This is a genomic window from Clostridium tanneri (genome assembly GCF_033659955.1).
In the GTDB taxonomy this organism is placed as follows: Bacteria; Bacillota; Clostridia; order Clostridiales; family Clostridiaceae; genus Clostridium_AM; species Clostridium_AM tanneri.
Window position 1 is genome coordinate 1 of sequence record NZ_JARUJP010000035.1, and the last position, 20,517, is coordinate 20,517.

Sequence of the window (20,517 nt, forward strand, 5' to 3'; positions counted from 1 at the left end):
AATTACATAAAAGCAAGTAAGACTGTCTTTCACTAAAGACGGTCTTTTTTTATATCTTTTAGTGAGTATTAAGTATTATGCTATTGATAGGGGAATAATATATTCTAGGTTAAAAAATGTAGTGGAGGGTTTAGGATGTCAAAATTATTTACAGAAATAAAAATAAAGGATATGGAATTGAAAAATAGGATTGTAATGCCACCAATGTGCATGTATAGTGCGGATGATGAAGGAAACCCTAATTCATGGCATTTTGTACATTATGCTACTAGAGCAGTTGGTGGAGTGGGGTTAATAATTTTAGAAGCAACTGCTGTTGAAAGTCGGGGAAGAATAACGGATAAGGACTTAGGTATATGGAGTGATTCCCATGTAGATGGTTTAAAGAAAATAGTAGATGAAGTTAAAAGACATGGTACAAAAATAGGAATACAATTAGGTCATGCAGGAAGAAAGTGTGAAGCAGTATCAGAAAATATAATTGCGCCTAGTGCAATAGCATATAGTGAAAATTATAGAGTTCCTACTGAAATGACAAAAGAGGATATAAAAGCAGTAATAGATGCCTTCAAAAATGGAGCTGAAAGAGCAGAATCAGCAGGCTTTGATGTGATAGAAATACATGGCGCTCATGGATATTTAATAAATGAGTTTTTATCTCCCCTTTCTAATAAAAGAAATGATGAATATGGAGGAAGTTTAGAAAATAGAGCAAGACTGTTACTGGAAATAGTAAAAGCTATTAGGGAAGTATGGCCTAAGGAGAAGCCTGTAATATTAAGAGTTTCTGCGGAAGATTATGTAACGGAAGGAAATCATGATATAGATTTAGCTAATATAATAAATTTAGTTAAGAATGAAGGTGTTGATTTAATAAATGTAAGTTCCGGAGCAGTAGTACCGGCAAGAATAAAGACTTATCCAGGGTATCAGGTAAAGTTTGCTGAAACAATCAAGAGAGAAACTAACTTGCCTGTAATAGCTGGTGGGTTAATAACAGAGGCTGAAATGTCAGAGGAAATTCTTCAAAATGATAGAGCTGATTTAGTATTCATAGGAAGAGAACTACTTAGAAATCCTTACTGGCCCCTTCAGGCAGCAGAGAAACTAGGAGATAGTGGCCTTAGTTGGCCAGTTCAGTACGAAAGAAGTAAAAAATAACGTATGTTTTAGTATTCCTGTATACTTAAAAAATTTTGCTAATAGTTGTAAAATGATAACATGAAGGGGCTGTCACGCTAAGAGTAAATTTCACAACATATTGTGTTTGTTATTGAGTTGCAAACTAATATATTGTATATAAATTTCTTAATGCGACAGCCCTTTTCAAATAAAACTTTCTAAGACTTCCTTGAAGAATTTATTTATTTATTTATTTATTTATTTATTTTTGTATTTTTCAGCCAAACTTCTTTCAAAGCTTTCCACAGCAGCCTTAGTAAAGTTTCCACCAATGGCACCGCCTACAGTACCACATACTTTAGAAGGCATATCTCCCCAATAACCGTCTTTAGGTATTGGAATTCCAAGTTCACTTGCTAGCTCCGTTTTTGTTTTAGCTGTTTCCTTTGCAGCAATGGAAAATTTATTTTCAAGTTTATTATTCATATTATACTAACCACCTTTCTTAAAGCTAATAAACTAGTAGTGAATAGGAAAGTTAATTTATAATCCAACACAGATATAAGAGTGAAGGTTTAATTCATAAGTAGCTACAGAGATATTTTTTGTGTTTAATGATATTTATATTCTATTATATTTATTACAATTTTTATTAAAAATGAATTTTAGTAGCTCTTTTGATATATAGTAATTAGGTATAAGGTTTACTTTTCTTTAGTAGATTTATAAACTAAAGTTATAATAATAAAATTTGTTAACAGAGAATTATGGAGGGTTACTATGAAACTATTACTGACAAACGATGATGGAATAAATGCTAAAGGATTACATGCCTTAGCTAGGGAGTTGGAAAAAAATCATGAACTAATTATTGCGGCACCAAATAGTCAAAGAAGTGCTTGTGGTCATTCTATTACTATTCACGAGCCACTTTATGTTAAAGAGGTTAAAATAGATGGAATAAAATCAAAAGCCTACAGTGTTAGCGGAACACCAGCAGATTGTGTAAGGGTGGCATTAGATAAATTAATGGATAGAAAAGTCGATATGGTTATATCAGGTATAAATAATGGGTATAACTTAGGAACAGATGTAATTTACTCCGGAACAGTATCAGCAGCTATAGAAGCAGCTATTTATAAAATACCATCTATGGCAGTTTCTACAGACATCACTGAGGAGGTAGAAAAATATGAAATAGCTGCATCCTATGCATCAAGAATATTATCTATAGCTAAAGATAAATATAATAAAGATGACGTTGTTTTAAACTTAAATGTTCCTTTAGTACCAGTAGAAGAAATAAAGGGCATTAAGGTTTGCAGGGTAGGTGGTAAAACCTATGATAATTATTTCATAGAAAAGTTAGGAGAAAATGATGATAGGATTTATGAATTGAAAGGAAAGTTAAATGAGCCAAATAATGAAGAAACAGATGTACATTATATAAAAGAAGGTTACGTTACTTTAACACCACTGCACTATGACTTAACTAACTTTAACATATTAAACGAAGTAGGAAAAATATTTAATAAACAATAATTTAATAAAAAATTTCAACTATAGGAAGTGATAATTTGGAGGATAAAGTTGTAATTATAGGAACTGGTATAGCTGCAATTAGTGCAATAAAAGCTATTAGAGCCGTTGATAAAGAAATTAAGGTAGAACTTTATGGAGATGAATTATTTTATCCATACAACAGACTTAGATTATCTAAAGGACTATTAGGTTCATTAGAAGAAGATAAGCTGCTTATTCAAAAAAAAGAATGGTATGGAGAAAATAATATAACTCTAAACAAAGGCATAAAGGTTGTTTCTATAAATACTGACAGTAAGGAACTGCAGCTTTCAGATGGAGGAAAAGCAGATTACACAAAATTACTGTTGGCAAATGGAGCAAGTAATTTTGTTCCTGATATTAACGGCATCAATAAATCAGGAGTATTTACATTAAGAACTTTGCAAGATGCTAGAAATATTGCTGAGGAATCTAGTAAATGTAAAACAGTACTTCACATAGGGGGAGGCATTCTAGGATTAGAGTTGGCCTGGGTACTTGCACAAGCAGGCAAGAAAATCATCGTCTCGGAACTTGCTGAGAGGCTTATGCCAAGACAACTAGATGAAAGAGCTTCAGAGTTATTAGAAAATGCTGTGAAGAATAGTGGAATAGATATTATGTTGGGTAGTCAAATTAGTGAGATATCTGTTAGAGAAAGTGGTGTAGAAGGATTTATAACCAATAAAGGAGAATTCATATCTTGCGATATGGTTACTTATTCTATTGGAGTAAGACCTAATGTTGCTTTATTAAAAGAGACTGATATAAAAGTTAACAGAGGTGTAATTGTAAATGAAAAGATGGAGACAAATATTCCTGATATTTATGCTGCAGGAGATATAGCAGAATTTGATGGAAAAGTTTATGGACTGTGGAACATAGCTATTTCACAGGGAACAACCGCTGGAAATAACATAGTAGGAAGAGATAGTAGTTACAAGTACGTATCTCCAATAACTACAATGAATGCCTTCGGGTTATCTCTATTCTCAATGGGAACTATAGAAGAGGATAAAGCAACAGATATACTTGTAGAAGATAATGATACAAAGAACTATAAAAAGGTTTTTATAAAGAATAATAGGGTAATTGGAGCTGTAGTAATAGGGGATACTAAAATATCTACAACTTTAAAGAGAGCTATTGAAAATGAACTAGATTTAGGAAGTATTAATTTTAAGAATGTATATATAGACCAATTAATTGAAAGAATAAAAGGTATAAAATAATAAAGCTAAAAGCTTCAGGTGATTAAAAAACTCAGCCTGAAGTTTTTTTAAAAAATACCCCTCCAAAATTTAAAATTTATACGTATATTATATATGTACTGGAAATTTATTAGCTAATATAAAAGTCTCGACTGCTATTTGGAGGAGGAATGTTATGTTAAATCATGGACATAAATTAGATGGAAAGTATGAAGTAGTTAAAACTCTTGGACAAGGCGGAATGAGTACTGTTTATCTATGTAAAAATATAAGACTAGATAATCTCTGGGCAATAAAAGAAATAAAGAAGAAGATGGAAGGATATATGGATTTTTTAGCAGAACCAAATATACTAAAAAACTTAAGTCATCCAGGTATTCCTAGAGTGGTTGATATTTTTTATGAAGATGATAACCTTTATATAGTTGAAGACTATATAGAAGGGCAGACGCTGCAGGATTATGTGAAAAATAACGGCTCAGTTAAACCAGAACAAATAGGAGATATTGGGATAAGTATATGTGAAATTATAGAATACCTCCATAGTTTTAATCCTCCTATAATATATAGAGATTTAAAACCATCTAATATTATGATAACTCCGTCAGGTAGAATTGTTTTAATAGATTTTGGTATTTCAAGAATATATAAAAAAGGTGGGGACAAAGATACTATATATATGGGTTCTAAGGGCTATGCAGCACCAGAGCAGTATGGAACAGAACAAACCTGTAAGCAGACTGATATATACGGATTAGGTGCAGTAATATATTTTATGGTATCAGGGAAAGCCCCAGCTGTTTTATTAGAGCCACTAAAGGATGAAAATTACGGCAGTGAAGTGTCTTTTAGATTGAAAAGAATAATACAAAGAGCAATGCAAATTGATATTATAGATAGATATCCTTCAGTAGAAATTATGAAGAAAGAACTAGCTGATGCCTTTAGTAAGGAAGAGGATTATACTAGAACTTTACTAATGGGTATGGAGCAGGATTATGATAAAACCTTGCTAATGGATATTGAAAAAAATCAATATACAAATAACTTGGAGGAATTTAGGACAAGAGCTACAAATAAATCAGAGCTTAGAGACTTAATTGGAATTCCGAATAGTAACAAGGAAAATGAAGAGGCTAGTACTAATACTACGACCACAGAAAAGAAAGGAAAAATAAACTTTTATAAAATAAATAAGGAAGAAGAACAAAGTACTAGTAATAACAGTGGAGAAGAAATAAAAGTAAAAAAGGATATTTCTAAAAAAGATATAAAGAAACTAAAAAGAAACTTAGTATTAATTTTAACTTTTGTAGCTTTTATTTTTATTTTAGGCTATCTTGTTACGGATCATGGTAAGAAGGACAACATTATAGATCAAGGACAAACAACTAGCGAAGAAAATACCAGTGAATCTACACAAGATGAGAAAAAAGAAGATATTAATGAAGACGGTGGAAACAGTGGGCAAAAAGAACAACCTGTAAATGTTAATTCTAGCCAAAGTACACCTACAGTAAATAGTAGTACTAATAATACTTCTTTGGAATCATTAGATAACTATTCTGGAGATAAAAAAGATAGCAAGGGAAAAGGCAACGGAAAAGCAAAGGGAAAAAACAAAAATGATGACTAAAGAGAAAACAAGAGTACACCCTAGAAAAATGTACTCTTGTTTTTATAGACTTCAAGTCTTATTTATGAAAATCTGTCTTTGGCATTATAAATAGTTTTGGTTCTTCTAAATAATCTTGAACTATTCTAAGTGCTTCTCCAAATCTTTGATAATGTACAACTTCTCTTTCCCTTAAGAATTTTAAAGGCTCAATTACATCTGGGTCATCAGCAAAATCTAGAAGATATTCATATACTGCTCTTGCCTTTTGTTCTGCAGCTAGATTTTCCGTTAAGTCTACTATAGGGTCTCCTTTTGACTGAATATAGGCAGCAGTGAATGGAACACCAGTAGGATTTGAAGGATAAATTCCCTTACCGTGGTCAACATAATAAGCATCTAATCCGAACTTTTGTAATTCTTCAAGACTTGCCCCTTTGGTTAGTTGATGGACCATTGATCCTACCATTTCCAGATGGGCTAATTCTTCTGTTCCGATGTCGTTTAAAGTTGCAATAGCTTGAGGTGTAACCATAGTAAATCTTTGGCTAAGATATCTTAAGGATGCTGCTAATTCTCCATCAGGTCCACCATATTGTGTTATAATTATTTTTGCCATAGCTGGATTAGGATTTTTAATTCTTACAGGGTATTGAAGAAATTTTTCATATGCCCACATATACTACATCTCCTCCTCATAAAGCTTGAAATTAGCTTCACATTCCCAAGGCCATGGTTCATTTATCCACTGCCATGGATAAGCACTGCAGGAACCATAGGATAAAGGCCCAAAGCATCTCTCATAATTTTCCCTAAGCATACGGGATTGCATTGCAAGAGAATTGTGTTTTGCCAGAGCTTCACGATCATTAGGATGGGTATTAAGGTATAGATGGAGATCTACTAGAACAAAATTTACAGCAGTAATCTGTCTTAAAAGTTCTTTTTTACTCATTTCTTTATTCATAATAGCACCTCCTTCTAACATTTAACCACAGGTCTGCATTTTCTATCTTTTCCCTCATAAGGACTGTAAAGCTCAGGGAAAGCAGTTCCATGTCTAAGCGCTTCAATAGGAGATAGAAGGGTACATAGTTTTTGATAAGGTACATATGCAGCTGCTAATCTAACATTTCTAATTACTAATTCTTGCGGAATACATTTACCCATTGATGGGCATTTACCTATATACATTTTAGATTTTACATTTTTGTCTTTAGCCATAGTTGAATTTATCCTCCTTAAAATGTTGCTTATACAATTACATCATATGAAGAATATTGTAAAGTTGTTACAGATACATTAAACTTCTATCATAAAATATATTTATTCTTAGTACATTTGTAGGTTGAAGTATAATATATAACCATGAAGTTTTAATTTGAAAAAATTAGATATTACACTAATATGCTAAGTTTTATGTTTTTGTTATGAAATATTTGTGAAGGGCTAAAGTTTTATATTATAATAGTATAAAATAAGAATCTGATGGTATTTTCAAGTCGTACTGAAATATAGGAAAGGTGATTTAGATAATATGTCGAAAGCTATAAGTATTAATTGTGGATGTGAGAAGTGTACAGGTAAATATTGTGCAAAAAAGGTATCTATATTTTCAACGCTGCAGGATGAACAGTTAAAAGAAATTGCTGATATGGTAATTCATAGAAAATACAAAAAAGGACAAACGATATTTTTTGAAGGAGATGTTTCAGATAAGCTTTATATAGTAAATAGAGGGAAAATTAAAATATTTAGATACACAAAGGAAGGCAAGGAACAGATATTGTATATCTTATCTGATGGAGATTTTATTGGGGAGCTGAGCCTTCTAAAGAAAGGTAAGCTAGAGTTTAATGGAGAAGCTTTGGAAGATACTGCGATATGTATGTTAACCAAAGAGGATTTTGATAGGATATTAGGGGATAATCCTAACATAACATTAAAGATATTAGAAGTAGTTCATGATAGAGTTGTTAACCTTGAGCATCTTGTAGAAAGACTGAGTACTAAGGATGTAGAATCAAGAGTTATCGGAGTACTTTTAAGCCTGGCAGGAGATTTTGGAAAGGAGGTTAATGGTACAGTAGAATTGGAACTGCCTTTAAGCAGGGAGGAAATAGGAAACTATTCAGGGCTTACTAGGGAAACAGTAAGTAGAACCTTAACTTCCATGCAGGAAGAAGGAACAATAGAGCTTATAGGTAATAAAAAGATTATTATAAAAGATATTGAGTACTTAAAAACTACAATATAAAAATATAAGTTTTTTAAATAGAGAAAGTACATAGGTTTCCATAAGCCTATGTACTTTCTCATATTATAATATTTATAATAAAACAATTTTACGATATTATACAGTGACTACAAGGTCTACTTTCACAAGATTACTTAGTTAGTATCAATTCCCCTATGGCCATTGCTGCATTGATAGCCATATCTTTTGTTTCTTCATTATCATAGTAATTTACCTTTAGCGGTAGCTTAATATCATTAGCACCGGTAGCTTTTACTACATAGGAAGTATCAACTAAAGTCATTTTACTTTCCTTAATGTAATCATTTATTATTTCTACAGCCTCTCCACTCCAGCCAAAGGAACCAAAGGCTGAACCAAGCTTATTTGATAAATCTAGAGTTACTAGTTCTTTTAGAACTTCTTCCAGGTTACCTATCATATCTCCATATTTTGTAGAGCTGCCTATAAGTATTGCATTGGCTTCTAGGGCTGCTTTTTTAATATCCTCTATATTAGCATTTTTCACATTAAAGATATCCGTTGTGATGCCAAGGTTTTTGAAGCCATCAGCAAGATCTTTGGCTATTTTACCTGTATTTCCTGTCATAGAGCTAAATAATATTAATGCTTGTTTATCTTTTGCATCAGAATTAATTTTACTTAACTCATCATAAATTTTAATATATTTATTTACATCACTTCTCAATATAAATCCATGAGAAGGGGCAATCATTTGAATATCTAAGTCTTTTACTTTATCTAACATATCTCTTACATAAGACCTATGTGGTCCCATGATAAGTTTATAGTAAACTGTAAAGTCCTCTGTGATATCTTCCTTTGCCAAATCATCAAAAAGTTCATAGTTTGCAATGTGGGTACTGAATATATCACAAGGGTAAAGAATTTTATCCTCTACGCAGTAAGTAATCATAGTTTCTTCTGTATGAAGATACGGTGTTTCAAAGAACTTAAGTGTCTTACCACCAATATCTAGGGAATCCCCATCTTTAATTATGAAGTAGTTTCTACTGTGAAGCTTAAACATTCCGTTTAAAAACTCTCTTCCTTTTTCTGTAGTTACTATAGTTGCATTTTTTGCTTTATTTAATAATGCTGGTAATGCTCCAGCATGATCTGGCTCTACATGGTTAATTACTACATAATAAATTTTGTCTAGGTCAATAATTTGTTGAAGATTCTTAACAAATTCTCCGCCATACATTATATCAACAGTATCTATTATAGTAGGTTTTTCTGTATCTAATAAGTAAGAATTATAAGTTGTTCCCTTTTCTAATATTAATCTATGAAAAGGCACCTTTCTATCATCTACTTTACCAACCCAATAAGTTTTTTCTGCTATTTTATTGTTTATCATAATTAATCTCTCCTTCGTGTTTTGTTTAACTTTATGGCCTAATTATATCTTTTTAAAATCCTATTAGCAGTGATTAGAATCAATTTGAAATTTGATTGTAATCACAGAATTAAAAAAGACAATTAGGTATAATTGAGTCATCAAGTAAAACAATAATATTGAAAATTGATATAAACTATAAAAAATTTTGGAGGTATAAGAAATGAGTAAATTTACATTTAAAAGTTCAGATAGCGTAGGGCATATTGCAGCAAATTTTCCTAAATCCATGGATATATTTAAAGAATATAATATTGATTTCTGTTGTGGCGGAGATACACCTTTAATAGAAGAAATAAAAGAACACAATTTAAATGAAGAGGAAATTATGAGTAAACTAGAGGAAGCTTATAACAAAGCTGTTAGTATGGGAATTGAAGAAGTTGATTTCAATAATCTATCTTATAGTGATTTAATAGATCATATAGTTAATGTTCATCATGCATATCTGCAAAGGGAGCTGCCTAAGATAGGAGAATTAACAGCTAAGATACTTAGGGTGCACGGTGGAGGTCATAGTGAACTAGCAGAAGTGCATAGGTTATTCTCCAGTCTAAGAATGGAATTAGAGCAGCATACAATTAAAGAAGAAACTAGTGAATTTCCAATGATTAAAGAATATGAAAAAACTCACTCTAAGGAGTTATTAGATAAAATAGTTAAATCCATAAAAGGTTTAGAAGAAGAACATGAAGGGGCAGGAGATATTCTAAAAGCACTTAGAAGAGCAACAAAGGGCTTTAAAGTGCCTGAAGATGGCTGCAACACCTATAGACTAACTTATGATAAGCTAAAGGAATTAGAATCAGAGACATTTGTTCATATTCATCTAGAAAATAATATTCTTTTTCCAAGGGTAGTGAAAGAAAATAATAATTAATTTTAAAAAAATATATAATCCGTAACCCTTGTTACGGATTTAAGTTGAGTAATCTAGTAAGATATAAGTGTGGACAGGAGATAATACAAAATCCACAAGATAAATGAAGATAAGAATTAATTTGGTCAATAAGTAAAATTAATATAATAAAGTTGTTAAATGGAGGGTTATTTAAATGAGTATGTTTTGTTACCAATGTCAAGAAGCTGCAGGCGGTAAAGGTTGTACAATAAAAGGCGTTTGTGGAAAGACTGAAGATTTAGCAAAAGCACAAGATTTATTAATATATGTACTAAAAGGTATATCAGTATACAGCACAAGAGCTAGAGAGCTAGGTGTGGTTAATAAAGAAGTAGACAAGTTTGTAATGGAAGGTCTTTTTGCTACTATAACAAATGCAAACTTTGATAGAAATGTATTTATAGAGAGAATTAAAAAGGGCTTACAATTAAGAGAAGAAGTTAAACAACAGTATATAAAAGCTGGCGGAAATGCTGGTGAGTCAAAGGAAAATACTTCATGGCTTAAGAGAATATTAGGTCTTGGTGGAGTTAAAAAAGAAGAAGATTTAAAATTACCAGAAGCAGCTACTTGGTTTGCTGATAATGTAAATGAATTTGATGTAAAGGCAGCAAAAGTTGGTGTACTAGCTACAGAAAACGAGGATGTAAGATCTTTAAGAGAACTTATAACTTACGGATTAAAAGGACTAGCTGCATACGTGAAGCATGCTAACCACTTAAACTACAATGATGAAAAAATTCATGGCTTTATGCAAAAGGCATTAGCTGCAACTTTAGATGACAGCTTAACAGCAGATGATTTAGTAGCTTTAGCTTTAGAAGCTGGTAAGTTCGGAGTTGACGGTATGGCATTACTTGATAAGGCTAATACTGAAACTTATGGTCATCCAGAAATAACAAAAGTAAATATTGGTGTTAGAAATAACCCTGGTATATTAATAAGTGGACACGATCTAAAGGATATGGAATGGTTACTAGAGCAAACTGAAGGAACTGGAGTAGATGTATATACTCACAGTGAGATGCTCCCAGCTAACTACTATCCAGCATTTAAGAAATATAAGCACTTTGCAGGAAACTACGGAAATGCTTGGTGGTTACAAGATAAAGAGTTTGAAAGCTTCAATGGACCAATACTTATGACTACAAACTGTATTGTACCTCCAAAGGCTTCTTATAAAGATAGAATGTACACAACTGGTGTAACAGGAGTTCCAGGAGTTAAGCATATAGCAGATGGAAAGAATGGACAACCTAAAGATTTCTCAGCTATTATAGAGCATGCTAAGAAGTGTAAGGCACCAAAGGAAATCGAAAAAGGAGAAATAGTTGGAGGATTCGCACATAACCAAGTTTTAGCTTTAGCTGATAAAGTAGTTGAAGCAGTTAAAACTGGAGCTATAAAGAGATTCTTTGTTATGGCTGGTTGTGATGGAAGAGTGAAGAGCAGAAACTACTACACAGATTTTGCAAAGGCTATTCCACAAGATACAGTAATTCTTACAGCAGGTTGTGCAAAATACAAATACAATAAGCTTGATTTAGGAGACATTGGAGGAATTCCAAGAGTACTAGATGCAGGACAATGTAACGACTCTTACTCATTAGTTGTTATAGCTCTTAAGTTAAAAGAAGTATTTGGTTTAGACGATGTTAATAAACTTCCTATATCATACAATATAGCTTGGTATGAGCAAAAGGCTGTTATAGTATTGTTATCATTACTTCACTTAGGAGTAAAGAATATTCACTTAGGACCAACTCTACCAGCATTCTTATCCCCTAATGTAGCTAAGGTTCTTGTAGAGAACTTTGGAATCGGTGGAATAACAAATGTTGATGATGATATAAAGATGTTTATGGGTCAATAATTTAAATAATAGTATTTATGCTAATCCCATCAATCCTTATTATAAATAAAAGCAAAACTCTATTCAGAAATGGATAGGGTTTTGTTTTTATTTAATCTAGGATTTGTATAAAATCTAAATTAATATATGCATCAATTTCTCTAATTAAGAAAAGATAAATTTTTAAAAATGTGGTATACAAAATTTGACTTTACACAAAATAGGAATGGAGGTGTTTTAATTATGCAAATAAACTTAACACAAAAGGAAAGAACATTATTGGAGGATCAAAAGAGCCATGAGCAGCTTTGTGTAGATAAGTATTCTAGTTATGCAAGTCAGGCTCAAGACCAGCAATTAAAACAATTATTCACTAATCATGCATCAATAGAGCAGCAGCACTTAAATACTATTAATCAATTGTTAAGCGGTCAGGTTCCACAGATGAATTCACAACAGAGTGGCAATCAAAATCAACAACAAAGTATGAGCAGTGGAAATACAGGAGCTGTAGGTATGAAGGGAGTTTCTGATGCAGAGCTTTGTCAGGATATGCTAATGACAGAAAAGTATGTTTCAGGAGCTTATAACACAGCTATTTTTGAGTTTAAAGACACTGAAGTACGTGATGTTTTAAATCATCTACAAAAAGAAGAACAAAAGCATGGAGAGGCAATATTTAAGTACATGGAAAGCAAAGGTATGTATGAAGTTCAATAGAAATACATAATTAAAAGGTAGAAGTTTTTTGCTTCTACCTTTTAAAATTTTTAAGATTCTACCATAGCTCCGCCGTTAACATGAAGAATTTGTCCAGATACATAAGTTGAATCATTGGAAGCCAAATAAACATAGGCCGGAGCTAATTCAACAGGCTGACCAGCTCTTTTCATAGGCACCTCTAAGCCAAAGGTAGCTACCTTACCTGCCGAAAAGCTAGATGGAATAAGTGGTGTCCAGATAGGACCTGGGGCTACCCCATTTACTCTAATACCTTTTGACTCTAAGGAAAGAGAAAGAGAACGAGTGAAGGTAACAATAGCACCTTTGGTTGAAGAATAATCAATTAATTCTTTATTTCCATTATAGGCAGTTATAGAAGCAGTATTAATTATACTGTCCCCTCTTTTCAAATAAGGGAGTGCAGCTTTTGTCACATAGAACAAAGGAAATATATTAGTGCGGAAGGTTGTTTCCAGCTGTTCTGAAGAAATATCTTCAAGACTCTTTTGTGGATACTGTACTGCTGCATTGTTTACTAAAACATTTAGCTTTCCAAAGGTTTCAACAGTCATGTCTACAATTTTTTTGCAAAAGCTCTCTTCTTTTAAATCTCCAGCCATTAATAAACATCTTCTACCTTCATTTTCTATTAAAGCTTTAGTTGTTTCTGCATCTCGATGCTCATCATAATATGCAATGGCAATATCTGCTCCCTCCTTTGCAAAGGCAAGGGAAACAGCTCTTCCAATACCACTATCGCCACCGGTGATTAATACTACCTTATTCTTAAGTTTCCCGCTTCCTTTATATTTTGGATTGTTAAATATTGGAGGTGGACTCATTAAGTATTCTAGACCAGGCTGCTTGGACTGGTGCTGTGGAGGAAAGGTTATAGGCATAGGCTTACAGTTTATAAGATAGCCATAGTATGGGTAATAGAATTTATACAATGTAAATTCTCCTGAAAATTAATTACATCTATATTATATGCAATGTAGACATATATTGTAACTTAAAGAAAATAAATAACATTTTACAAAAATATTCTTAATTCGACTTGAGTTATCATGTAGAATTAGTATAATAAAGATATATAGATAAATTTATACAAAATTATAGGGGACTCAGATAAATTTATATCAAATTTTAGACTTTTATGTATAAGGGAGGAACAATATTATGTCAAAAGTAAGCAAACAATTTGAAAAATGTTCATTTACATTAGAAACAAAGGCAGGTCAAAAAAGAGTATATGAAATGATACAAGGATTATGGACAGATAAGGAATATGCAGAGTATGCCAATGCTTATAAAAATAACCTTTCCAGTGAAGTAGGAAGAATGGGTAAATGGATTAAGGTATGTGACATGAGTAAATATCAGATGTCAAGTGTTGTGGAAGCAGTTAATGATCATATAGCTTGGGCTGCTAACAATGGTTTACAAGGTAGTATCGTTATAGTAGATAAGGTTATAGTTAAAATGCAGATGCAGCGTTCATCAAAGGATGGCAGTAAGGATTTAATACCACAATACTATGTTTCTTCTATGGAAGAAGCAGAAGCAAAGGCTAAAGAATTAGGATATTAGGAGAGAGTGGTAATGAGTGAATTTGAAACTGCTGTTAACGAGTATAAAGCAGACGAAATCAAGTACAAAATCAGAAGGGTAGACAAGCTTTTTTCTGACTTATACGATGCCTGCAATGTAGGTGACATAAATTATCATCAGTTCAAAGATGGTCATCTAGATCCTATCCATATTATGGAAACGGATTTAATGGGTATAAAACGTTGGAAAGATACTCACAGAAGTATGAAAGATAGATTGACAATAAAAGGTGATCCAGTATTAGAAAGAATCATAGAGGGAGAAACAGTATACATATACGATGTTCCCAATGATCCCCAATCATCTCCGGCTTTTAGAGCCTTTGGTATTAAAAGCTTGGTGGTATATCCTTTATTTGATAAAGAAGATGGAAACAAGGCAATTGGATTAATATGTATACCATCCCTAGATAAACATCATATTTTCACAGATAAGGAAATTAAAGAATGTGGGCAACTTATACGACAATTTAATGAGGACATGTATAACGACAACGTATAAGGAGATGATTTTTGACAATGAAAGTATGCGAGAAGATACTAAGATACCTAGCACAAAACGGAGTAAAAGAGGTTTTTGGGGTTCCTAGTGCTACCTTTAGTCCTATAGTAGATGCTATGAATGATTTTAAGGACATAGAATATGTAAGAGTTAGAAATGAGCAAGCTGCAGGTTTTTCTGCAGCTAAGGCTTCTAAGGTAACTGGAAAACTAAGTATATGTCTATTATCAGGTTCAGTAGGTATAGCTAATGCCGTTAATGGTATAGCAGAAGCCAGACAGTCTAAATCACCAGTATTAGTTATAGGTGGATATGTTAACAGATGGCAGCAGGGCTTAGGTGCTATACAAGAGCTAGAGGGTGTTAAACTATTAAGTGGAATAACTAAGCATTCTGTAATAGTAAAAGATAGTCAGGATATTATAAAGGAACTAAAAAAAGCTATGGAAATAGCAATGGAACATCCAAGAGGACCTGTTCATGTTGGAATACCTTTAGATCTTCAGAAAGAACTCTATACTGGAGAAGAATATGGTTTAATAGATATAAAAACTGTAGCTTCAGATTATACAGCCTTAGATAAAGCTGTAAACTTAATTAATCAGTGTGAAAAGGGATTAATTATAGTAGGCGGCGGTTGTAGAGGTCTTGGTGATAAAATAAAGAAGCTAGAAGAAAAATTAAACTGGCCTATAGTCTCTACAACAAGTGGAAAAGCAGTACTAGAAGAAGACTATAGATTACATATGGGCAATTTCGGATTTCCGGGAACTGATTTAGCAAATAAAGTTGTGTTGGAAGATAAAAGTATTGAATGCATACTAGCGCTTGGAACACAGCTAGGAGAAAACTCAACTCAAAACTTTAATAAAGAATTAGTTAAAGGAAGAAAGTTAATACATATAGATATTGATAAAAATACATTCAACAAGGCATACAATGAGGATGTACCAGTAGCAGCTGATCTTAGCGATGCTCTTGAATATCTAGAAACAAATATACTTAAAAAGTATATTTGTAATGATATTGATGAACCACTAAATGATGACTATGCAGGTGAAGAATTAAAGTTCTCTATGAGAAGATTTTTTGAAAATATAACAAAAATTCTTCCTAAAAACACCTTCTATATGAATGATATAGGCTCTAGTCAAAATTATTGCTACAAGTTTCTTAATGTTCCAAAGGAAGGGGATTTTGAATGTAATATATGCTATGGATGTATGGCAAGTACTACTGGTGCCATAGGTATAGCTAGAGCAAATCCTGACAGACCTATAGCAGTAGTTATTGGTGATGGTAGCTTCCAGATGAATTATGCTTCAGAACTCGCCACAATGAAACAGTATAATTTAAAAATTATTACTTTTGTTGTGAAAAATGGTACCCTTGAATTTGTGAGAAAAGGTCATGAAGTATTATTTGAAAGAACAATGGATATATTTTATGATCCACCTATTGATATATTAAAAATAGCTGGAGCTTATGGAATACCTTCTATCAAGGTAGAAGCAGACGAAGACTTAGATAAATTAAGATTTATAGATCTTGATGGACCTATAGTTGTAGAACTTAACCATGATATAAATGAACCTATGCCTCTAGGAAGACTAAGTTTATTGAAAAAGTCTATAAAGTAGTAAATTATAACCTTGTAGTATAAAATAAAAACTACAAGGTTATTTTATACTGTTGATAACTAGTTAGAAATGAGGGAATAATGTGAAAAAAGTAATATATGATTGTGACAACACAATGGGAATGCCTGATAGAGATGTAGATGATGGATTGGCATTGTTATACCTTATAGGAAGAGAGGACATACAACTTGAAGGGGTAACCACAACCTATGGCAATAGTTCTCTTGAAGAGGTTTTTAAAAATACAGAGAATATGTTTAAGGAACTCAATATAAAAGGAGTACCTTTAATTAAGGGGGCTAACTCATCAGAAAACAGACAAAGTGAAGCAGCTGAATTCCTGGCTAAGGAAGCTGCTAAAAATCCGGGAGAGATTACATTATTAGCAACGGGAGCACTTACAAATTTATATGGAGCATATGAATTAGATAATAATTTTTTTAATAACTTAAAACATATAGTTCTTATGGGAGGAATAACAGAACCTCTTATAATAAATGGGGTAAATTTAGATGAACTGAATTTTTCATGTGACCCTTTTGCTACCTACAAAGTTCTAAACTCAGGTTGTGATATAACTATATTAACGGGACATACCTGTCTTCAAGGATTTTTTGGAGAAGAACAGTTAAATAGATTGAAATCGAAAAAGAAACATTTTATATGTGATTATATAAGAAGAAATATAGAGCCGTGGTACGTCTTCGTTGAAAAGAACTTTGGAGTTTGGGGATTCTATAACTGGGACATTGTATCAGCAGTATATATTACCAATCCAGAGCTTTTTGAAGATAACTATAAATTCATAATCTCTACTGAAGAAGATTTAAGAAAAGGTTACCTTAAAATAAGCAGTGATAATGTTGATAGTTTGAAACAAAATATTCCTACTAACATAAAAGATGTTGATAAGTTTAAAGAAATTATATTTAATGCCTGGGAAACACTATAGTTTAGCACTGTATAGGTAATATATATGAGGTTTACTATAAACAAAACTAATAGTTAAAATACAATCTATAAATTTTATTTATACAGAACTATACATAAAATTTTATATGATATAATATTATGGATTTTGACAAAATTCCTTTAAAAAATAGTGTTGGGGGGAAAAAGATGAGGAGAATATTAGCTTTAATTATAGTGTTTGTGCTAGCTTTAGGTTCCTTCGGATGTTCAAATAAAAAGGACAGCAGTACGGATACTGTAACAAATAAGGATTGGGAAACAGTATTAAAAGAAGCTAAAGGAACTACCGTTAACTTTTATGGTTGGGGTGGCAGTGAGACTACAAATAAATGGATCGATGAGTATTTAGCAAAGGCAGTAAAAGAACAATATGACATAACACTTAAGAGAGTTCCAATGAATATCGAGGATATACTAAGCAAGCTGCTTGCAGATAAGCAAGGTCATAATGAAAAAGGAACTATTGATGTAGTTTGGATCAATGGTGAAAACTTTTACACAGCAAAACAAGCAGGATTACTTTTTGGACCTTTTGCAGAAAAGCTTCCTAACTTTAGTAAGTACATAGACAAAGATTCAATAGAAGTAAAATCTGATTTTGGATATCCTGTAGAAGGTTACGAAGTACCTTATGGAAAAGCACAATTTGTAATGATACATAATAGCAATAAGGTATCAGAAACTCCTTCAAATACAGAAGAATTATTAAAGTTCGTAAAAGCTAACCCAGGGAAATTTACATACCCTGCACCACCTGATTTTACTGGAAGTGCTTTTGTAAGAAACGTTATATATGATGTTGTTGGGTATGATAAGATAGCTAATGTTAAAGCAGACGAGGAATCAGTTAAGCAAGTAATCCAACCAGCAATGGATTATTTAAAGCAATTAAAACCTTATCTATGGAATAGTGGAAAAACTTATCCAGCTACAATAGCTCAATTAGATAATATGTATGCAGATAATCAGTTATTAATGAGTATGTCTTATAATCCAAATTCAATACCAGCTAAGATAAAAAGCGGTGAATATCCAAAAGGAACAGCAAGTTTTATCTTTGACAAGGGAACTGTAGGAAACACTCATTTCTTAGCAGTACCATTTAACTCTACTAATAAATCAGGAGCAATGGCAGTTATTAATGCAATAATTAGTGTTGAAGGACAGGTGTCAAAGTATAATCCAGAAGGCTGGGGAGACTTACCTGTCTTAGATAACAGTAAGTTGACCGTGGAAGAAAAGAAGAAGTTTGAAGAAATTAAGCTTGGAGAAGGGGTAATACCACAGGAAGAGCTTTTAAAGCATAGAGTGCCAGAATTACCTGCACAATTAGTACCTATCATAGAAAAAATCTGGTCAGAGCAAGTACCAGGAGATAAATAATAAGGCTTATAATGATTAGCTAAAAATTGGGTGGGTAAATGAGCTCACCTAATTTTCTTTATAAATATTAAAATGAGAGGGTAGATAATGAAAAAAGAGATTAGGATATATATATTTCTTCTTCCAGCGGCATTTGTTTTATTAGGAATATTAACATCAGGAATAGTCACTGCTTTATCGCAAAGTTTAGGTTATATACCAATAATAGGACTTAAGGAGGTAACTTTTAAATACTATGCTTCTATAATTAGGGACAAAAGCTTTTTAGAATCTTTGAGCTTTAGCTTAAAGGTCTCCTTATTTTCATCAATAACAGCGATTATAATTGGAGTGCTGTTAGCTTATTCTATGCTTATTAACAAACATAGAAAATCTATAGAAAGAATAGTATATACACTTCCTATAATAGTTCCTCATATGATTGCTGCTTTTTTAATGTTTAATATTTTATCTCAAAGCGGATTGCTGCCTAGGATCTTATATTATTTTGGAATAATAAAAGAACAATCAGATTTTCCAAGTCTTATCTTTGATAAATATGGAGTAGGCATTATAATAACTTATCTTTGGAAGGAGATACCCTTTGTGGCTATGGTGGTATATACCTTTATAAGTAACATAAATACAAACCTTGAGAATGTGGCTGTGAATCTGGGAGCTAGCAAGAGACAATTTTTCTGGTATGTTATACTTCCTTTATCGTGGCCTTCAATTATATCTTCTTTCATTATTATATTTGCATTTTCCTTTGGAGCTTTTGAGGTTCCCTATTTACTAGGACCAACTACGCCTAAAACATTACCGGTAAAGGCTTTTATAGAATATTCAAATCCTGATATTTTTAATAGACCTTATGCAATGGCATTGAATATTGTTCTTATCTTTATTTCTGTGGTAATGGTATGGATTTACGATAAAACCTTAAGTTTGATTTGTAGAAATGTATAGGTGAAATATATGAAGAAGAATGTTTTATTTAAATTTATTATTTATTTAGCTGCCTTTTTTATTTTGTTACCATTAATAGTTTTACTTTTATGGTGTATTGCTAAAAGGTGGCCTTGGCCATCTATTCTTCCAACAGAATATAATTTAAGGGCGTTAAGTTACTTTTTTATGAAAAGTAACAATTCTATTATGGTACTTTTATATAGCATTTGGCTGTCCCTTGTGGTTACTGTAGTGACTTTGTTAATAAGTCTGCCAGCTGCTAGAGTTCTGGGACTATATCAATTTAAAGGAAGGGGTTTCTTTAAGTTACTTGTGCTTTTACCACTTATTATTTCGCCAGTAGCAGTAGGAATTGGCATTCAAGTATTTTTTATAAAGATTAGGCTTGCAAATACCTTTCTAGGAGTAGTATTGGTGCATTTAATCCCTTGTCTACCTTATGCTATAAGGATACTTACCAACGTCTTCGAAATCTTAGGCGAATCCATGGAGTTTCAGGCAAGGACACTGGGGGCAAGCAGAGTTCAAACCTTCCTTTATGTAACATTACCTTTAATATCACCTGGTTTGATATCAGCAGCTTCTTTAGTATTTATAGTATCTTTCAGTCAGTATTTTTTAACCTTCATAGTAGGCGGAGGAAATGTGGTAACCCTTTCAATGGTTATGTTTCCTTTTATTCAAAGCGGAGACAGAATGATAGCATCCTGTTATAGTGTTATATTTATTCTATCTACTTTAGTGCTTTTAGGCATAATGGAGAAAAAAGTTAAGAATTATTATTCAATAGAAAACCATTTTTATATTTAGGAG

The 20,517-nt window shown here is 32.2% G+C and carries 21 protein-coding genes; 15 read left to right on the forward strand and 6 right to left on the reverse strand.

The genetic code is table 11. The features are described 5' to 3' along the window. Window positions 1-135: 135 nt before the first annotated feature. On the forward strand, window positions 136-1,161 hold the full coding sequence (gene namA, locus P8V03_RS17725) for an NADPH dehydrogenase NamA (protein ID WP_318799180.1): 1,026 nt from the start codon (window positions 136-138) through the stop codon (window positions 1,159-1,161). A 219-nt stretch (window positions 1,162-1,380) separates the two neighbouring features. Here the strand turns inward: namA and P8V03_RS17730 are convergent, their stop codons facing one another. Beyond that, entirely contained in the window at window positions 1,381-1,608 is a 228-nt protein-coding gene (locus P8V03_RS17730) for an alpha/beta-type small acid-soluble spore protein (RefSeq protein ID WP_318799181.1), read from the reverse strand. Window positions 1,609-1,902: 294 nt separating this feature from the next. On the opposite strand from P8V03_RS17730, the gene surE reads away from it, so the two are divergent. The 3 genes from surE to P8V03_RS17745 all read left to right on the forward strand — a co-directional run bounded on the left by surE (window position 1,903) and on the right by P8V03_RS17745 (window position 5,532). Next, entirely contained in the window at window positions 1,903-2,664 is a 762-nt protein-coding gene (gene surE / locus P8V03_RS17735; protein ID WP_318799182.1) for a 5'/3'-nucleotidase SurE, read from the forward strand. A gap of 35 nt (window positions 2,665-2,699) precedes the next feature. Continuing rightward, window positions 2,700-3,917, forward strand: coding sequence for an NAD(P)/FAD-dependent oxidoreductase (locus tag P8V03_RS17740; RefSeq protein WP_318799183.1), 1,218 nt, complete (start codon window positions 2,700-2,702; stop codon window positions 3,915-3,917). A 154-nt stretch (window positions 3,918-4,071) separates the two neighbouring features. Further along, on the forward strand, window positions 4,072-5,532 hold the full coding sequence (locus P8V03_RS17745; protein ID WP_318799184.1) for a serine/threonine-protein kinase: 1,461 nt from the start codon (window positions 4,072-4,074) through the stop codon (window positions 5,530-5,532). Between the two features lie 58 nt (window positions 5,533-5,590). Here the strand turns inward: P8V03_RS17745 and P8V03_RS17750 are convergent, their stop codons facing one another. From P8V03_RS17750 to P8V03_RS17760, 3 genes are read right to left on the reverse strand one after another with little or no spacing between them, the layout of a single operon-like run. Then, window positions 5,591-6,190 carry a manganese catalase family protein gene (locus tag P8V03_RS17750; protein WP_318799185.1) on the reverse strand — a complete coding sequence of 200 codons (600 nt, stop codon included), beginning with the start codon at window positions 6,188-6,190 and terminating at the stop codon, window positions 5,591-5,593. A 3-nt stretch (window positions 6,191-6,193) separates the two neighbouring features. Next, on the reverse strand, window positions 6,194-6,478 hold the full coding sequence (locus P8V03_RS17755; RefSeq protein WP_318799186.1) for a spore coat protein CotJB: 285 nt from the start codon (window positions 6,476-6,478) through the stop codon (window positions 6,194-6,196). Window positions 6,479-6,492: 14 nt separating this feature from the next. Continuing rightward, window positions 6,493-6,735: a spore coat associated protein CotJA gene (locus P8V03_RS17760; protein WP_261673530.1), complete on the reverse strand. Its 243-nt coding sequence runs from the start codon at window positions 6,733-6,735 to the stop codon at window positions 6,493-6,495. Window positions 6,736-7,048: 313 nt separating this feature from the next. Between P8V03_RS17760 and P8V03_RS17765 the strand changes: the two genes are divergently transcribed. Then, complete coding sequence (locus tag P8V03_RS17765) at window positions 7,049-7,768, forward strand: Crp/Fnr family transcriptional regulator (RefSeq protein WP_318799187.1); 720 nt, start codon at window positions 7,049-7,051, stop codon at window positions 7,766-7,768. A 130-nt stretch (window positions 7,769-7,898) separates the two neighbouring features. Here the strand turns inward: P8V03_RS17765 and P8V03_RS17770 are convergent, their stop codons facing one another. Further along, complete coding sequence (locus P8V03_RS17770) at window positions 7,899-9,134, reverse strand: FprA family A-type flavoprotein (protein WP_487286250.1); 1,236 nt, start codon at window positions 9,132-9,134, stop codon at window positions 7,899-7,901. A gap of 199 nt (window positions 9,135-9,333) precedes the next feature. Here P8V03_RS17770 and ric point away from each other — a divergent pair, with 199 nt between their 5' ends. From ric to P8V03_RS17785, 3 genes are all read left to right on the forward strand, one after another. After that, the gene (ric, locus tag P8V03_RS17775; protein ID WP_318799189.1) at window positions 9,334-10,050 is read left to right on the forward strand and encodes an iron-sulfur cluster repair di-iron protein; all 717 of its coding nucleotides are present in this window, start codon (window positions 9,334-9,336) and stop codon (window positions 10,048-10,050) included. Between the two features lie 175 nt (window positions 10,051-10,225). Then, window positions 10,226-11,944, forward strand: coding sequence for a hydroxylamine reductase (gene hcp, locus P8V03_RS17780; protein WP_318799190.1), 1,719 nt, complete (start codon window positions 10,226-10,228; stop codon window positions 11,942-11,944). A 222-nt stretch (window positions 11,945-12,166) separates the two neighbouring features. Beyond that, on the forward strand, window positions 12,167-12,643 hold the full coding sequence (locus tag P8V03_RS17785) for a spore coat protein (RefSeq protein ID WP_318799191.1): 477 nt from the start codon (window positions 12,167-12,169) through the stop codon (window positions 12,641-12,643). Between the two features lie 50 nt (window positions 12,644-12,693). Here P8V03_RS17785 and P8V03_RS17790 read toward each other — a convergent pair whose 3' ends face one another. Beyond that, window positions 12,694-13,545 carry an SDR family oxidoreductase gene (locus P8V03_RS17790; RefSeq protein WP_318799206.1) on the reverse strand — a complete coding sequence of 284 codons (852 nt, stop codon included), beginning with the start codon at window positions 13,543-13,545 and terminating at the stop codon, window positions 12,694-12,696. A 280-nt stretch (window positions 13,546-13,825) separates the two neighbouring features. Between P8V03_RS17790 and P8V03_RS17795 the strand changes: the two genes are divergently transcribed. The 7 genes from P8V03_RS17795 (at window position 13,826) to P8V03_RS17825 (ending at window position 20,514) form a co-directional block, all read left to right on the forward strand. Next, window positions 13,826-14,236: a hypothetical protein gene (locus P8V03_RS17795; RefSeq protein WP_318799192.1), complete on the forward strand. Its 411-nt coding sequence runs from the start codon at window positions 13,826-13,828 to the stop codon at window positions 14,234-14,236. 12 nt (window positions 14,237-14,248) lie between these two features. Continuing rightward, window positions 14,249-14,758: a GAF domain-containing protein gene (locus P8V03_RS17800; RefSeq protein ID WP_318799193.1), complete on the forward strand. Its 510-nt coding sequence runs from the start codon at window positions 14,249-14,251 to the stop codon at window positions 14,756-14,758. A 17-nt stretch (window positions 14,759-14,775) separates the two neighbouring features. Next, window positions 14,776-16,398 (forward strand): thiamine pyrophosphate-binding protein, encoded by a 1,623-nt coding sequence (locus tag P8V03_RS17805; RefSeq protein WP_318799207.1) that lies wholly within the window; start codon window positions 14,776-14,778, stop codon window positions 16,396-16,398. An 82-nt stretch (window positions 16,399-16,480) separates the two neighbouring features. After that, window positions 16,481-17,350, forward strand: a complete 870-nt coding sequence (locus tag P8V03_RS17810) for a nucleoside hydrolase (RefSeq protein ID WP_318799194.1) — start codon at window positions 16,481-16,483, stop codon at window positions 17,348-17,350. Between the two features lie 167 nt (window positions 17,351-17,517). Next, window positions 17,518-18,753, forward strand: coding sequence for an ABC transporter substrate-binding protein (locus P8V03_RS17815; RefSeq protein WP_318799195.1), 1,236 nt, complete (start codon window positions 17,518-17,520; stop codon window positions 18,751-18,753). 87 nt (window positions 18,754-18,840) lie between these two features. Beyond that, window positions 18,841-19,701 carry an ABC transporter permease gene (locus tag P8V03_RS17820; protein ID WP_318799197.1) on the forward strand — a complete coding sequence of 287 codons (861 nt, stop codon included), beginning with the start codon at window positions 18,841-18,843 and terminating at the stop codon, window positions 19,699-19,701. A 9-nt stretch (window positions 19,702-19,710) separates the two neighbouring features. Continuing rightward, the gene (locus tag P8V03_RS17825; protein ID WP_318799198.1) at window positions 19,711-20,514 is read left to right on the forward strand and encodes an ABC transporter permease; all 804 of its coding nucleotides are present in this window, start codon (window positions 19,711-19,713) and stop codon (window positions 20,512-20,514) included. Window positions 20,515-20,517 lie beyond the last annotated feature (3 nt).

Bases quoted from the DNA above. Each gene is read 5' to 3' on its own strand.
- namA (WP_318799180.1), top strand. From the start codon at position 136: ATGTCAAAATTATTTACAGAAATAAAAATAAAGGATATGGAATTGAAA.
- P8V03_RS17730 (WP_318799181.1), bottom strand. From the start codon at position 1,608: ATGAATAATAAACTTGAAAATAAATTTTCCATTGCTGCAAAGGAAACA.
- surE (WP_318799182.1), top strand. From the start codon at position 1,903: ATGAAACTATTACTGACAAACGATGATGGAATAAATGCTAAAGGATTA.
- P8V03_RS17745 (WP_318799184.1), top strand. From the start codon at position 4,072: ATGTTAAATCATGGACATAAATTAGATGGAAAGTATGAAGTAGTTAAA.
- P8V03_RS17750 (WP_318799185.1), bottom strand. From the start codon at position 6,190: ATGTGGGCATATGAAAAATTTCTTCAATACCCTGTAAGAATTAAAAAT.
- P8V03_RS17755 (WP_318799186.1), bottom strand. From the start codon at position 6,478: ATGAATAAAGAAATGAGTAAAAAAGAACTTTTAAGACAGATTACTGCT.
- P8V03_RS17760 (WP_261673530.1), bottom strand. From the start codon at position 6,735: ATGGCTAAAGACAAAAATGTAAAATCTAAAATGTATATAGGTAAATGC.
- P8V03_RS17765 (WP_318799187.1), top strand. From the start codon at position 7,049: ATGTCGAAAGCTATAAGTATTAATTGTGGATGTGAGAAGTGTACAGGT.
- ric (WP_318799189.1), top strand. From the start codon at position 9,334: ATGAGTAAATTTACATTTAAAAGTTCAGATAGCGTAGGGCATATTGCA.
- hcp (WP_318799190.1), top strand. From the start codon at position 10,226: ATGAGTATGTTTTGTTACCAATGTCAAGAAGCTGCAGGCGGTAAAGGT.
- P8V03_RS17785 (WP_318799191.1), top strand. From the start codon at position 12,167: ATGCAAATAAACTTAACACAAAAGGAAAGAACATTATTGGAGGATCAA.
- P8V03_RS17790 (WP_318799206.1), bottom strand. From the start codon at position 13,545: ATGCCTATAACCTTTCCTCCACAGCACCAGTCCAAGCAGCCTGGTCTA.
- P8V03_RS17795 (WP_318799192.1), top strand. From the start codon at position 13,826: ATGTCAAAAGTAAGCAAACAATTTGAAAAATGTTCATTTACATTAGAA.
- P8V03_RS17800 (WP_318799193.1), top strand. From the start codon at position 14,249: ATGAGTGAATTTGAAACTGCTGTTAACGAGTATAAAGCAGACGAAATC.
- P8V03_RS17805 (WP_318799207.1), top strand. From the start codon at position 14,776: ATGAAAGTATGCGAGAAGATACTAAGATACCTAGCACAAAACGGAGTA.
- P8V03_RS17815 (WP_318799195.1), top strand. From the start codon at position 17,518: ATGAGGAGAATATTAGCTTTAATTATAGTGTTTGTGCTAGCTTTAGGT.
- P8V03_RS17820 (WP_318799197.1), top strand. From the start codon at position 18,841: ATGAAAAAAGAGATTAGGATATATATATTTCTTCTTCCAGCGGCATTT.
- P8V03_RS17825 (WP_318799198.1), top strand. From the start codon at position 19,711: ATGAAGAAGAATGTTTTATTTAAATTTATTATTTATTTAGCTGCCTTT.